We start from the raw sequence: 14,541 nt of genomic DNA on the forward strand, positions 1-14,541 counted from the left end.
AGAGGTCCGAGATGTCACAGACAAGCTACTCAAGACTCGAGATCGACGAGCGCGGCGTCGCCTGGCTGACGCTGGACCGCCCTGAGGTGCACAACGCCTTCGACGATGCCCTGATCGCCGAGCTCAACGCCCACCTGGCGCGGTTGCATGAGGCCGCCGAGAAGGGCGAGGTGCGCGTGGTGGTGCTGGGCTCGGAGGGCAAGAGCTTCTCCGCCGGCGCCGACCTCGGCTGGATGAAGCGCATGGTGGAGTACGATTTCGAGGGCAACCTCGCCGACTCGCGCAAGCTCTCCGCACTGATGCACGGCCTCGACACCCTGCCCTGCCCCAGCGTGTGCCGCGTGCAGGGGGCCGCCTTCGGCGGCGCCGTGGGCCTGGCCGCCTGCTGCGACATCGTCGTCGCCTCCGAGAAGGCCAGGTTCTGCCTCTCCGAGGTGAAGATCGGCCTGTCGCCGGCGGTGATCAGCCCCTATGTGCAGCGCGCCCTGGGAGAGCGTCAGATGCGCCGCTATGCGCTCACCGCCGAGGTGATCGATGCGCCCACCGCCCTGGCGCTGGGCCTGGCCCACCGGGTGGTGGAACACGACGCCCTGGACGATGCCGTCGACGCCATGCTCGACACCCTGCTGGCCACCTCGCCCCAGGCCAGCCGCGCCACCAAGGCGCTGCTGGCCGCGGTGGCCCGCGAGCCCGATTCCGAGGCCACCCGCGAGCACACCTGCCGGGTGATCAGCGAACTGCGCGTGAGCGCCGAGGGCCAGGAGGGCCTGGCCAGCTTCTTCGAGAAGCGCCGCCCGGCCTGGCACCCATCCGAGAACAACGCCGCGGAGCCCCGCTCATGACCCCTGACGTGAACAAGTTCGATACCCTGCTGGTCGCCAACCGCGGCGAGATCGCCTGCCGGGTGATGCGCACCGCCCGCGCCATGGGCCTGCGCACCGTGGCCGTCTACTCCGATGCCGACGCGGAGGCCCGCCACGTGCGCGAGGCCGACGAGGCCGTGCGCCTGGGCCCCGCCGCGGCCCGCGAGAGCTACCTCAAGATCGAGGCGGTGGTGGAAGCCGCCCGGCGCACCGGCGCCGGCGCCATCCACCCCGGTTACGGCTTCCTCTCCGAGAACGGTGCCTTCGTCGAGGCCCTGGACGCCGCCGGCATCACCTTCGTCGGCCCGCCCGCCTCGGCCATCGCCGCCATGGGCGACAAGTCCGCCGCCAAGGCGCGCATGGCCCACGCCGGCGTGCCGCTGGTGCCGGGCTACCACGGCGAGGCCCAGGACGACGCCCTGCTCAAGGCCGAGGCCGACAAGATCGGCTACCCGGTGCTGCTCAAGGCCAGCGCCGGCGGCGGCGGCAAGGGCATGCGGGTGGTGGAGTCCGCCGCCGGTTTCCAGGCCGCACTGGACGGCTGCCGCCGCGAGTCCCAGGCCGCCTTCGGCGACCAGCGCATGCTGATCGAGAAGTACCTGACCCAACCGCGCCACGTCGAGGTCCAGGTGTTCTGCGACGCCCACGGGGCAGGTGTCTACCTCTTCGAGCGTGACTGCTCCGTGCAGCGCCGCCACCAGAAGGTGCTCGAGGAGGCCCCGGCTCCCGGCATGACGCCCGAGCTGCGCCGCGACATGGGCGAGGCCGCGGTGCGCGCCGCCAAGGAGATCGGCTATGTGGGCGCCGGCACCGTCGAGTTCCTGCTGGATGCGGATGGCAGCTTCTACTTCATGGAGATGAACACCCGCCTGCAGGTGGAGCACCCGGTCACCGAGATGATCACCGGCCAGGACCTGGTCGAGTGGCAGCTGCGCGTGGCCATGGGCGAGCGGCTCCCTCTCGCCCAGGAGGAATTGACGATTACCGGCCATAGCTTCGAGGCGCGCCTCTACGCCGAGGACCCCGAGCAGGACTTCCTGCCCGCCACCGGGCGGCTCGAGCGCTTCGGCCTCGACCTGGCCGGTGCCGGCCTCGATCCGTCGCGCGTGCGCCTGGACAGCGGCGTGGAAACCGGCGACGCCGTCTCCATGCACTACGATCCCATGCTCGCCAAGCTGATCGTTCACGGCGACGACCGCGACCAGGCGCTGGCCACCCTCAACCGCGCGCTGGCGGCACTCGACGTGCAGGGCGTGATCACCAACCGCGCCTTCCTGCAGCGCCTGGCCACGCATCCGGCCTTCAAGGCCGTGGAACTCGATACGCGCTTCATCGAGAAGAACGAGGCCACCCTCTTCGCCCCGCGCCGCTATCGCGTGGAGGAGTACGCCGGCGCGGCGCTGATCGGGCTCAGCCAGCTGGCCCGGGAGTGCGAGAGCGACTCCCCCTGGGACCGCCATGACGGCTTCCGCCTCAACGCCCCCCACACCATCCGCATCGCCCTGTGCGATCCGGCACATGCCCAGGATCCCGACGACAGCGAGGCCGTGGTGGTGGTCGAGGGCACCCGCGACAGCGACGCCGCCCCCTGGCATTTGACGATCGGCGAGGAGACCCTCACCGCGCGCATCCAGCACCTGGAAGGCGATGCCGTGGCGGTGACGCTGAACGGCCACCGCCGCCGCCTGCAGGCGCGGCGCGACGGCCATGTGGTGATCATGGTCGACCCCAGCGGCGAGACCCGGCTGTTCTGGCGGCGCATCGACGCCATCGACCACGGCCACCGCGAGGCCGAGTCCACCCTCACCGCGCCCATGCACGGCACCGTGGTAGCGCTGCTGGTGGAACCCAACCAGTCGGTCGAGAAAGGCATGCCGCTGATGGTCATGGAAGCCATGAAGATGGAGCACACCATGACCGCCCCCACCGACGGCCACGTGGAGAGCTTCCACTTCAACGCCGGCGACACCGTGGGCCAGGGCGACGTCCTACTCGAATTCACCCCCAACGCATGAAGAGATGGTAGGAGGGCAGCTCCGCTGCGCGATTGGAGGCCGCAGGCCTCCCGAAGACGCCGGCAACACCGACAACGCAGGCAACGCCGCTCGGTAGGAGGGCAGCTCCGCTGCGCGACTGGAGGCCGCAGGCCTCCCGACGACGCCGACGACATAGGCAACGCCTCCGGGCGCCTATCGGCGCCAATCGCGCAACAAAGTTGCCCTCCTACAGCGGCCCCCCAGACTGCTGGAGACCCAAATGGCCTTCCCCCAACACGTACGCCTGGTCGAGGTCGGCCCCCGCGACGGGCTGCAGAACGAACCCGAGCCGATCGCCACGGCCACCAAGCTCGAACTGATCGACCGCCTCGGCGCCGCCGGCCTCTCCTATATCGAGGCGGCCAGCTTCGTCTCCCCCAAGTGGGTGCCGCAGATGGCCGACCACCGCGAGGTGATGCTGAACCTGGCCCGCCTGGACGGCGTCACCTACTCGGCGCTGACCCCCAACCTCAAGGGCCTGGAAGCCGCCCTGGAGTGCGGCGTCGAGGAGGTCGCGGTGTTCGGCGCCGCCTCCGAGGCCTTCTCGCAGAAGAACATCAACTGCTCGGTGGCCGAGTCGCTGGAGCGCTTCGCCCCGGTGCTGGAACGCGCGCAGCAGGCCAATGTCCGCGTCCGCGGCTACGTCTCCTGCGTGCTCGGCTGCCCCTACGAGGGCGAGATCGCCCCCGCCAAGGTCGCCGAGGTGGCCAGGGCCCTGCATGAGATGGGCTGCTACGAGGTCTCGCTGGGCGACACCATCGGCACCGGCACCCCGCTCAAGGCCAAGCGCATGCTCGAAGCCGTGAGCAAGGACATTCCCATGGCCCAGCTCGCCGCCCACTTCCACGACACCTACGGCCAGGCGCTGGCCAACCTCTACGCCGTGCTGGAGGAAGGCGTGGCGGTGGTCGACAGCTCCGTGGCCGGCCTGGGCGGCTGTCCCTATGCCAAGGGCGCCTCGGGCAACGTGGCGAGCGAGGACGTGGTCTACCTGCTCGACGGCCTGGGCATCGACAGCGGCGTCGACCTCGACGCCCTGGCCGCCACCGGTACCTGGATCACCCAGGCCATCGGCCGCCCCAACCGCTCCAAGGTCGGCGTAGCCCTCGCCGCCCGATAACCGCCCCCGAAACGCAAGAGCCTCCGCGCCAGTCGCCTGGCGCGGGGGCTCGTTCGTCGGGAAACTCGGCGACCGGAAGGAAAGGTTCGCTACACGGCGCCCGGCATGCCGTCCAGCTCGCGTTCGTCGACACCGAGCATCTGCAGGATGTTGCGCTGGGCGGCGTTCAGGATGTGCTGACGCTCCTGCTCGCCGGGCAGGCTCTTGGCGATGGCCACGGCGCCCACCAGCGAGGCGAGGATGGCACGCGACTTCTCGGCGATGACCTCGCGATCGGGCTCGAAGGGCAGTTTCTTCAGGCGGGCCAGGGCGATGAGCCGGGTCTCCAGCATCTTCTTCATGCGCAGGTAGGAGGCCTCGAACAGCGTGCGAACCTCGGCGTTCTCGTTGCCGATCTCGTTGAACAGCACCGCCTCCGGCCCCGGCTTCCGCTTGCGTTCCAGTTCCTGAAGGTTCCAGCAGTTGGCAACCAGCTCCGTCAGGTGCTTCACTGATAGAGGCCCCTTGACCAGCCTGGCCGCGCGGCTGCTCTCCAGGGTTTCCCGCACCGAGGCATGATAGAGCGCTTCCTTCGAGGCAAAGTGCGCGTAGAAGGCCCCGTGGGTCATCTTGGCCAGCTTCATGATCTGCCCGATGGAGACCTTCTCGAAGCCTTGGCGACTGAACAGCTCGATGGCCGACTTGAGGATGCGCTCACGGGATCTCGCCTTGTGGTTTGCCGAGTAGGGCATGGCGACCTCACATTCTCACGCTGAATATTACCTTGATCATATCAAGCCCGGTGCTAGCGTGGCATAACCCCAAGCTGTTCAGGACATTACCATGCAATCACCACTCGTTATCACCGGCATGGGCATGGTCAGCCCGCTGGGTTGCGGCGTCAAGGCGGGCTGGGAGCGCCTCCTCGCCGGCCGCTCCGGCCTCTCCACGATCACCCGCTTCGATACCGGCGACCTGCCGATCAAGGTGGCGGGCTCGGTGCCCGACATCGCCGACGACCCCGAGGCCGGCCTCGACCCGGACCGGGTGGTCGACGCCAAGGAGCGTCGCAAGATGGAGCTCTTCAGCCTCTACGCCATGGCCGCCGCCGAAGAGGCGCTGACCCAGGCCAACTGGTTCCCGACGAGCGATGCGGACCGCCTGGCCACCGCCACCATCGTGGGCTCCGGCATCGGCGGCTTCCCCACCATCACCCAGGCGCAGAACACCCTGATGACACGCGGCCATCGCCGGCTCTCCCCGTTCACCGTGCCAGCCTTCCTGGCCAACCTGGCGGCGGGCAACGTCTCGATTCGCCATGGCTTTCGGGGGCCGCTGGGCTGCCCGGTGACCGCCTGTGCGGCAGGCATCCAGGCCATCGGCGATGGCATGCGCCTGATCCGCAGCGGCGAGGCCGAGGTGGCCTTGGTGGGCGGCGCCGAGGCCTGCATCGACCCGCTCTCGCTGGCCAGCTTCCACGCCATGAAGGCCCTCTCCACCGAGCAGGACGACCCCGCCAGGGCGTCGCGCCCCTTCGACCAGGCACGCAACGGCTTCGTCATGGGCGAAGGCGCGGGGCTGCTGGTGATCGAAAGCCTGGCCCACGCCGAGGCCCGTGGGGCAACGCCCCTGGCCGTTCTCAGCGGCTATGGCACCAGCGCCGACGCCCACCACATCACCGCCGGCCCGGAAGACGGCGCGGGGGCCGCGGCGGCCGTTCGCGCGGCACTCAAGATGGCGGGGCTGACGCCCGAGGCGATCGACCACATCAATGCCCACGCCACCTCGACGCCGGTCGGCGACCGTGCCGAGATCGCCGGGCTGCGCAACGTCTTCGGCGACGCCCTCGCCGGCATCCCGATCTCCGCCACCAAGGCGAGCACCGGCCACCTGCTGGGGGCCGCCGGCGGGGTGGAGAGCATCTTCTCCACCCTGGCGGCGATGCACGACCGCCTGCCCCCCACCCGGAACCTGGAGAATGCCGACGAGGACCTGCACGACCTGGACTTCGTGGCGGGCACGGCACGCGAACACCCCACCCGGCACGTGCTGTGCAACGGCTTCGGCTTCGGCGGGGTGAATGCCGCCCTGATCCTCAGCAAGCCGTAGCGCGGCTTGCCTAGGCGCGCCCCGCCCTGCTGGAGGAGGCCATGTCGCTGCCGCCAGCGGGCGATGTGGTGGTGATCACCGGCGGCAATATGTACCTGCCAGGCCACCAGGAAGAGGGCCAGGCTGCCCCAGACCCTTCACGGTGGTGAAGGCGCTGTCGTGAAGCGTGGCCGTGGTGCCGTCCGGATCCTCCCCGATGAAGCAGGGACAGGGCACGGCACAGGAGCAGATCTCCAGCATGGTGCCCTCGAGGCGATAGCTCGCTTGCGTTGTCGTGTTCTTCTTCCATTCTCCATGAGCGTCGGGTGTGGGTTGGCACGGCCTCGGCCTATCGATGAATGATCTCCTCCTTGAGCGAATAGGCAACGCCCAGGACCTCGTTGCAGACCGGCTGCGGATACTCCATCTCCTGCATGGCCTGCAGGATGTCGTCGACCACGGCGACGAATTCGGCCGCGCTGACGTTCATCCCGGTGTGCGTCTCGATCATCGAGCGCCCCGTGTACTCCACCGGTCCGCCGGAGCCGGCCGCGAGGAACTCCTTGACCTTCTCGCGGGCGTGGTCGATTGCCGCCTCATCGAGGGCTCGGTACCGGGGTCCGGCGACGTCGTTCTGGAGGTGCAGCTCGACAATGCGATTGACGAGCTTGTCGATACCGGCGAAACCGCCGAGTCTGTCATACAGGGTGTCACTCATGGCACTTGCTCCTCTCTTGGATGGTTGCTCGCCAGGTGCACTGGGCACCTACCCCAAAGAGCGTGACAATCCTTGTGACAACCGAAACAAGAAGGGCCAAGCGATGACTGCAACGGAGCTATCGCCTGTTCGCGCTGCCCTCGACAGCGGCGACTTCGTCCGGGCACAGCAGCTGCTCGCCGGGCTGACCGCGCCACCCTCGGCCGAGCTGCTGGAGCTGCGCGCCCAGGCGGCGTATGGGGCCGGCGATCTGGAAGGCACGCTGGCCGCCTATGGCGACCTCTACCACCTGCACCTGGAAGACCACCGCACCCACGAGGCGGCGTTCGCCGCGGTCATGGTGGGCATGTACCTGATGATGGACACGGGCCTGATGGCCACCGTGCGGGCCTGGCTGTCGCGGGCGGAACGCCTGGTGGAAGACGCGCCCGAGAGCCCGGTCTGGGCGTGGCTCGCCGCGGTGCGCACCTACGAGCGCCTGATGTGTGGCGACATGCCGGGGACGGAGCAATGGGCCCGACGGGCCATGGAAGGAGGGGAAAGGCACGCCCTGGCGCCGCCTTCGATCATCGGCCAGGTGGCCCTGGCCAGGGTCCGTATCCATGACGGCGAGGTCGATGAAGGACTTCGCGCACTGGACGATGTGGCCGTGGAGTTGAGCTCGGGTAACCTCGATCCCCTCACCACCGGACAGATGTGGTGCGAGCTCATCTGCGCGATGCAGTGGATCGGCCAGCACGACCGAGCCGAAGAGTGGACCGAAGCCATGGAGCGCTGGCGCCAGGGAGCGGCGTTCGGGGGCCTCCACGGCCGCTGCCGGGTGCACCAGGCGGAGATCATGCGCCTGCGCGGGCCTTGCGACTCCGCCGAACAGGAAGCCTTGCTGGCCTGCGAAGAGCTGCGCCCCTGGATGCGGCGGGAGTTCGGTTGGCCGTTGACCGAGCTCGGCAACGCGCGGCTGCGCAAGGGTGATTTCGCGGGTGCCGAGGATGCATTCCTGGCGGCCCACCAGAATGCCTGGCTCCCGCAGCCGGGGCTGGCGTTGTTGCGGTTGGCCCAGGGACGCGTCGATGACGCCTTCTCGATGATCGAGAGCGCCCTCGAGTTCCCATTCGACGTCCCCTCGAAGGAGCGCCCGCCGACGGGGGGCCTGAGACGGGCGCCCCTGCGCGAAGCCCAGGTCGTGATCGCGCTGGCGGCCGGAGACGATAACGCGGCGCGAGACGCCGCCGCCGACCTTGCGGAGATCGCCCGGACGTATCAGAGTCGCACATTGCACAACTCGGCGCTCGCCGCGAAGGGTCGCCTGGCGCTGCACGACGGGCTGGGAGGCGAAGCGATCCGGCTGCTAAGCGAAGCCGTCATGGAATGGATCTCGCTGCGAATGCCATTCGAGGCGGCGACTCTGCGCGTCGAGCTCGCCGCGGCCCACCGCGCGGCGGGCGACGACAGGTCGGCTGAGCTTGAGCTCGACGCCGCCTGTCGAGCGTTCGAGGAGCTCAACGCCGGGCACTGGGCGAACCTGGCTCGCGAACAGGTGCCGGCGACGCCCTCGCGGCAAGATGCCGGCTCCGAGCCTTGCGTCTTCTGCCGCGAGGGCGATATGCGAAGGGTGACCTTCAGCGGCACCACTGTTCACTTGAGGGATCTCAAGGGCATGCGCTACCTGGAACGCCTGCTGACGGAGCCCGGCCGGGAGTTCCACGTCCTCGACCTGGTATCGGTGGAGCGCGGGGCGCTCACCGTCGGCGAGCCTTCGGAGGATCTCGGCGTCAGTACCCAGTGTGGACTGGAGGTGTTCGATTCGAAGGCGCGCGAGGCCTATCGGCAGCGGCTCGCCGAGACGGAAGAGGACATCGCGGAGGCCGAGGCGAACAACGACCTGCACCGCGCGGAGCTCGCGCGTGCCGATCGCCAGTTTCTCATCGACGAACTCCGCCGCGGCGTCGGCCTGAACGGTCGGGCCCGAAGCGTCGGCGGTGGCGTAGAGCGCGCACGCACCAGCACGACCCGTTCGCTACGCTACGCCCTGGATAGGATTGCCCGGCACCATTCGAGCCTCGGCGAGCACCTGGACAGGACGATACGCACCGGTACCTATTTCGCCTACGAGCCGGATCCCCGTGCACCGGTGAACTGGAAGACCTGACCGCTCTCACGCATGCCGTGTGCAGGTGCGCTAACGCTGAGCGCGGTTAGCCCGGCAACCCTTCGGGTCGGGTCACCCGCGTCCTACCGGCAGCGGCATGCCGCTTGGCGCGGTGCGCGTGCAGCTTCCGGTAGCTCTCGATCAGGCGCTGGTGCCTCTCCAGGCCCTCCAGCGCCATGCTGGTGGGGGTCAGGCCGTGGAAGCGCACCTCGCCATTCACCGAGCCGATCACCGCCTCCAGGGTCTCCTCGCCGAACAGGCGGCCGAGGTTGTAGCGGTAGTCGGAAAGCTCCAGTTCGTCGTCCAGGGCGATCTCCAGCACCGCATTCACCGCCTGGTAGAACAGGCCGCGCTCGACGGTGTTGTCGTTGTACTGCAGGAACATCTGGACCCGGTCCAGGGCCTCCTCGTGCTGGCCCAGCGCCAGGTGGATCAGCAGCTTCAGCTCGAGGATGGTGAGCTGCCCCCAGACGGTGTTCTCGTCGAACTCGATGCCGATCAGGGTGATGATGTCCTCGTGATCATCGATCTGGCTCTCCTCCAGGCGCTCCAGCAGGGCCGCCAGCCGGTCATCGTCCAGCGCATGGAGGTTGAGGATGTCCTCGCGGAACAGCAGGGCCTTGTTGGTGTTGTCCCAGACCAGGTCCTCCACCGGGTAGACCTCGGAATAGCCCGGCACCAGGATGCGGCACACCGGCGCGCCCAGGTCCTCATGGACGGCCACATACGCCTCCAGGTCCAGCTCCTCGAGGATGCCGAACAGGCCGGCGGCCTCCTCCTCGTTGCTGCCCGAGAAGTCCCACTCGACGAACTCGACGTCCGCCTTGCTGCTGAAGAAGCGCCAGGACACCACCCCGGAGGAGTCGATGAAGTGCTCGACGAAGTTGTTGGGCTCGGTGACGGCAAGCGAGTTGAAGGTGGGCGGCAGGAAGTCGTTGAGGCCCTCGAAGCTGCGGCCCTGCATCAGCTCGGTGAGGCTGCGCTCGAGCGCCACCTCGAAGCTCGGGTGGGCGCCGAAAGAGGCGAAGACACCGCCGGTCTTGGGGTTCATCAGGGTGACGCACATCACCGGGAACTGCCCGCCGAGCGAGGCATCCTTGACCAGCACCGGGAAGCCCTGGGCCTCCAGCGCCTGGATGCCCTCGAGGATATCGGGGTACTTCTCGAGCACTGCCATGGGCACGTCCGGCAGCGCGATCTCGCCCTCGATGATCTCCCGCTTCACCGCCCGCTCGAAGATCTCCGACAGGCACTGCACCTGGGCCTCGGCCAGGGTGTTGCCGGCGCTCATGCCGTTGCTGAGGTAGAGGTTCTCGATCAGGTTGGAGGGGAAGTAGACCGTCTCGCCGTCCGACCGGCGCACGAAGGGCAAGGCGACGATGCCGCGGGCCGTCTTGCCGGAGTTGGTATCGATCAGGTGCGAGCCGCGCAGCTCGCCGTCCGGGTCGTAGATCGCCCGGGTGGTGGCGTCGAGGATGCCCGCCGGCAGCGCGTCGCCCGGCCCCGGCTGGAACCACTCCTCGTTCGGGTAGTGGACGAAGGCGCTGCCCGCGATCTCCTCGCCGAAGAACTGGTCGTTGTAGAAGAAGTTGCAGCTCAGGCGCTCGATGAACTCGCCCAGCGCCGAGCACAGCGCGCTCTCCTTGGTGGCACCCTTGCCGTTGGTGAAGCACATCGGCGAGGCGGCGTCGCGGATATGCAGCGACCAGACGTGGGGCACGATGTTGCGCCAGGAGGCGATCTCGATCTTCATGCCCAGGTCGGCGAGGATCCCGGTCATGTTGGCGATGGTCTGCTCCAGCGGCAGGTCCTTGCCCTCGATCCAGGTGCCCTGCCCTGCCGTCGCCTCGCCCTGCGGCACGCCCATCAGCATGGCCTGGGCGTCCTCGTCGATGTTCTCCACCACCTCGATCTCGAACTCGGGGCCGGTCTGCACCACCTTCTTGACCGTGCAGCGGTCGATGGAGCGCAGGATGCCCTCGCGGTCCTTGGCGGAGATGTCCTCCGGCAGCTCGACCTGGATCTTGAAGATCTGCTTGTAGCGGTTCTCCGGGTCGACGATGTTGTTCTGCGCCAGGCGGATGTTCTCGGTGGGGATGTCCCGCGCCTTGCAGTAGACCTTGACGAAGTAGGCCGCGCACATCGCCGAGGAGGCCAGGAAGTAGTCGAAGGGGCCGGGGGCCGAGCCGTCGCCCTTGTAGCGGATCGGCTGGTCGGAGATGACGGTGAAGTCGTCGAACCTGGCCTCCAGGCGGAGGTTGTCGAGATAGTTGACCTTGATTTCCATGGGGACGGCACCGAACGGTTGAGCGTGGGCGGCAGAGCGATGGAGGAAAACCCGCCATTATCCCGATTTTGGCGCCGCCCGTCTCGGGATTGCACAAAAATTCACCGATCAGGCACCCCGTACAGCATCATATCGATGTGCCGGCATCTTCAAAACGACGTATGGTGAGGGTGTTGCCCCGTCAGGAGGAGATGCCATGTCCACCGCCGAGCTGCGCGAGGTCGTCGCGGGGGCCTGGATCCCGCCGTCTTCGACGACAGCGCCGAGTTCATCCGCACCGTGCGCCGCGGCGTCCCCGGCAGCGTGATCAAGGAGGCCATCGCCGCCCTCGGCAACACACCGGAGGCACTGAAGTGACCCCCTCCAGAGCTGCACAGGCTATAGTGCAGCCCTCAGGAGGGCCGATCGGTCAATATCTTTTTGACATTTCCGGTAAATGCCGCCGCACGCACGCCAGTGGGTTCAAAGCCCAACGTATTCCAGGTCGCCTTGGCCTCTTCATTGGCGAGCGAATATTCCAGAACCAGCTCCTGCGCGCCATGGTGCTCGGCAAAAGCCACCAACTCACAGAGCATGGCAGTAAAAATACCGCGTTTCCTGAATTCCGTCTCCACCCACACATCATCGATAAACCCGGATTTATCGACCTCCGCGCTCGCCTGCTCCCAAATGCCCTCGTTTCGCCATACGGCCACATCCCCCATGCCCACGAGGCCGTAATCCGGCACCTCTGCCACGATAATCAGCTTGTCCGTATCCGCCAGTGCACTAGAAAGTGCCTCCACCAGCCGTTGACGCTCCTTGGTTTTCAATCGCTGCGTCTGCGCCCCCGCCACATGCATGGCCAGCTTGGAAAGAAACTCGACCAAGGTAGGAATATCAGCGTCATCAGCTTTGCGTAGTAGAAAGTCACTGTCGTGCTGCTTGGGTTTGGCCATGCAGGGACTCCTCGCCGCCCAACGCGACAAGCGGTGTACACCCAGCGATCAGGTTGTGAGTGATATAGAGAGTATAGATGATGGGTGGGATTGGGGGGGAGCGGCTTCGACTCTCGCCATATAACGGCATTTTACCGGTGCAATCGGAGAGCGGGAAGACTTCTTTTTTGGCAACTCAGACACCTAACGAGGCTGTAGCAAAAGGTAAGAGCCTTTCAAAAACCACGAATCGATCAATTTCTGTACTGCATTTCGCGTTCTCTCGTAAAACCCATACCAGCTTGCAACAGAAGATTTGGTCAGATTTTTCGTACGAGCACATCCTTCTACAATGCCTAGACTTTTTCTAAAACCTCAACGCCACAAATCACCGGCGACGAAAAGCAGAGCGACAAAGGAGCGGCGCTTTTCGCCGTCCGCGCGAATTTTCTTTGTTATGCGCTTGCACTTAACAGCCTCGTCAACCTTCGAGTTAATTTGTTAATTTCTGACTCTGTCACTTCAAAATCACTGGGTTCGAACAGCCTATCTTGCTTCCCTGTGCGTGAACCGATAATTTTATGGGATAGTTTCCAGTAAAGCATCCCCTTTCTCGTTTCGATTACCTGCACTCCTATTTGGTAAGAAATCTTCCATTTTTCATTGGTCGTTCGCCAGTATTGGTATCCGACGTCCTTTGGATCAGTAGTGGCTGTGCCGAATATTGCATTTGGCGACACCAAGAACCCTTCCGCCTCAAGTAGGCTCACCACCTCATTAAGCGCAACATCTGAATTATCTATTGACGCTCGTGCAACAGGAGTATATTCAAACAAAAATGGGTCTGTATTCTTTGATGCTGTAGATGCACAGCCGGCAAGCATAACCGCTAATACCGCACAAAGGATTATTTTCATTCTTCTTTGTCCTTTTTGAAATAGTATCCCATCACAAAACCAACGGGCCCTAGAAGAAAGTTAGCTTTGTTTAAATGATCGAAGAACAGCCCCATATCACCAGCCTCACTTACCATATTCCACACGAGAAGGGAAAGCACCACAATCAAATAGAGTCCGATTACTAATAGAGCGATTATGTTTCTTGTTTTGGCGTCCATCTTTTCTCCTCCTGCGTATAACGCTTGGCTTTGCGGCGTACCGGAGCGGAGCGTAGATACGTCCGGCAAAAGCCACTGGTTATACGGTATTCTCCAATACGGTGACCGCCTCAATAATCTTTTCTTTTCTCAACTCGTATTCACTACTCACTGGTTCTTGGCTACGAGTGGCCATAAAAAACAGCTGTGATGAAATGTTTTTCAACAACTTAACCACTTCAGAAGAAGGGCCAAGCTGGTTGGACACAGCCCAGCGATCAATCGCACTGGATGACAATCCTAAGAGCTTCTCATCAAGCTCTAGTCTTGAGTTAACTATATCCAAAACTTGTCTCTGCGTTGCCATTCGGCTTACGAACTCATCCATCAATATTCACCTCATGGCATATTTCATCAATCCAAGAGCGGCAGCGCTCCAACTCCGGAATTACAACAGTCAAATCAATTTCACTAACACTCTCACCGACACCTCTTGTCGATAATAGACGAGCCTGCATCAATAAATAGTAGACGTCATCGTCAATATTCAGGCTCCTTGGCCCAAGCCTTCTCGCCGAATCTCTTCCAAAGGTTGGGATATTCATCCTTGCAAGTGAATAACAGGTGGAGATGTTTCGCAAAGCTAGAAAAATCGTTGAAAGTTCAAACACTAGACTCGGCGAACCCTTTTTGATAGACCGGAATGATGAATCAAAGATATTTCGAAACTTTGAGCAGTCGGCTGCTCCTTCGGTGTAATTGGACGGCTCCCCGAGGCTTTTAAGGAAATCACTTCCATCAGCACTGTAAACTAGGCGGCTCTCAAGGGATAGATGCCAAGCGAAGGCGTTACCAAGCTCCCAAAGTTCCCGTATCCGAGCGTACGAATAAATCGAAAACTTGTCTGGATTGATTCGAGAATCTCGACCTTCCACAAGCGCGAGAAGATCGATATCTGAATCAACAGAAATATCACCACGGCAGATTGATCCAAAGGCGTATATATGCATTATCGGCGACTAAATCGTTTAACGAGAATTGAAACTAAGCAAGCGAGCATTACATACCTCAAAGCTGTGATACCCGCTAAAAGTAGACCTGAAAATCCATCTGGCCGAGAAATACCAAGGAATACTTGTGGAGCGCTCTTCGCTGCAGCAACGTAACTGCCCAGCAACGCAGGATGGCGGTCTCAATGACCAAGTGCAACACGTAACTCATCAGGTACGGTGTTGCCATGACTTACTGCTATCGCCATCTCTCTGCTGAAGACCGAGCCGCCATCATG

Annotated in this window: 13 protein-coding genes; 5 read left to right on the top strand and 8 right to left on the bottom strand. The window is 64.1% G+C overall.

Translation table 11 applies throughout. The features are described 5' to 3' along the window. Positions 1-11: 11 nt before the first annotated feature. The 3 genes from QWY80_RS06460 to QWY80_RS06470 all read left to right on the top strand — a co-directional run bounded on the left by QWY80_RS06460 (position 12) and on the right by QWY80_RS06470 (position 4,019). A complete protein-coding gene (locus QWY80_RS06460) occupies positions 12-842 on the top strand; it encodes an enoyl-CoA hydratase-related protein (RefSeq protein WP_290229904.1) in 831 nt (276 codons plus the stop codon). Continuing rightward, on the top strand, positions 839-2,878 hold the full coding sequence (locus tag QWY80_RS06465; protein WP_290229905.1) for an acetyl/propionyl/methylcrotonyl-CoA carboxylase subunit alpha: 2,040 nt from the start codon (positions 839-841) through the stop codon (positions 2,876-2,878). The genes QWY80_RS06460 and QWY80_RS06465 overlap by 4 nt, the downstream gene beginning before the upstream one ends. Positions 2,879-3,119: 241 nt before the next feature. Further along, complete coding sequence (locus QWY80_RS06470) at positions 3,120-4,019, top strand: hydroxymethylglutaryl-CoA lyase (RefSeq protein WP_290229906.1); 900 nt, start codon at positions 3,120-3,122, stop codon at positions 4,017-4,019. A gap of 89 nt (positions 4,020-4,108) precedes the next feature. Here QWY80_RS06470 and QWY80_RS06475 read toward each other — a convergent pair whose 3' ends face one another. Further along, on the bottom strand, positions 4,109-4,750 hold the full coding sequence (locus QWY80_RS06475; protein WP_290229907.1) for a TetR/AcrR family transcriptional regulator: 642 nt from the start codon (positions 4,748-4,750) through the stop codon (positions 4,109-4,111). A 91-nt stretch (positions 4,751-4,841) separates the two neighbouring features. Between QWY80_RS06475 and fabF the strand changes: the two genes are divergently transcribed. Beyond that, complete coding sequence (gene fabF, locus QWY80_RS06480; RefSeq protein ID WP_290229908.1) at positions 4,842-6,107, top strand: beta-ketoacyl-ACP synthase II; 1,266 nt, start codon at positions 4,842-4,844, stop codon at positions 6,105-6,107. Positions 6,108-6,435: 328 nt separating this feature from the next. On the opposite strand, the gene QWY80_RS06485 is transcribed toward fabF, so the two are convergent. Next, on the bottom strand, positions 6,436-6,804 hold the full coding sequence (locus tag QWY80_RS06485; protein ID WP_290229909.1) for a truncated hemoglobin: 369 nt from the start codon (positions 6,802-6,804) through the stop codon (positions 6,436-6,438). Positions 6,805-6,907: 103 nt separating this feature from the next. Here QWY80_RS06485 and QWY80_RS06490 point away from each other — a divergent pair, with 103 nt between their 5' ends. Then, complete coding sequence (locus QWY80_RS06490; protein ID WP_290229910.1) at positions 6,908-8,953, top strand: tetratricopeptide repeat protein; 2,046 nt, start codon at positions 6,908-6,910, stop codon at positions 8,951-8,953. 46 nt (positions 8,954-8,999) lie between these two features. On the opposite strand, the gene QWY80_RS06495 is transcribed toward QWY80_RS06490, so the two are convergent. From QWY80_RS06495 to QWY80_RS06520, 6 genes are all read right to left on the bottom strand, one after another. Continuing rightward, positions 9,000-11,240 carry an OsmC domain/YcaO domain-containing protein gene (locus QWY80_RS06495; RefSeq protein ID WP_290229911.1) on the bottom strand — a complete coding sequence of 747 codons (2,241 nt, stop codon included), beginning with the start codon at positions 11,238-11,240 and terminating at the stop codon, positions 9,000-9,002. 392 nt (positions 11,241-11,632) lie between these two features. Next, positions 11,633-12,178: a GNAT family N-acetyltransferase gene (locus QWY80_RS06500; protein ID WP_290229912.1), complete on the bottom strand. Its 546-nt coding sequence runs from the start codon at positions 12,176-12,178 to the stop codon at positions 11,633-11,635. Positions 12,179-12,612: 434 nt separating this feature from the next. Beyond that, on the bottom strand, positions 12,613-13,074 hold the full coding sequence (locus QWY80_RS06505; protein ID WP_290229913.1) for a hypothetical protein: 462 nt from the start codon (positions 13,072-13,074) through the stop codon (positions 12,613-12,615). Next, positions 13,071-13,274 carry a hypothetical protein gene (locus tag QWY80_RS06510; RefSeq protein ID WP_290229914.1) on the bottom strand — a complete coding sequence of 68 codons (204 nt, stop codon included), beginning with the start codon at positions 13,272-13,274 and terminating at the stop codon, positions 13,071-13,073. The genes QWY80_RS06505 and QWY80_RS06510 overlap by 4 nt, the downstream gene beginning before the upstream one ends. A 79-nt stretch (positions 13,275-13,353) precedes the next feature. Next, entirely contained in the window at positions 13,354-13,641 is a 288-nt protein-coding gene (locus QWY80_RS06515) for a hypothetical protein (protein WP_290229915.1), read from the bottom strand. After that, positions 13,634-14,263: a nucleotidyltransferase domain-containing protein gene (locus tag QWY80_RS06520; RefSeq protein ID WP_290229916.1), complete on the bottom strand. Its 630-nt coding sequence runs from the start codon at positions 14,261-14,263 to the stop codon at positions 13,634-13,636. Before QWY80_RS06520 ends, QWY80_RS06515 begins: the two co-directional genes overlap by 8 nt. Positions 14,264-14,541: the final 278 nt, after the last annotated feature.

Source organism: Halomonas ramblicola, assembly GCF_030409215.1.
Lineage (GTDB): Bacteria > Pseudomonadota > Gammaproteobacteria > Pseudomonadales > Halomonadaceae > Halomonas > Halomonas ramblicola.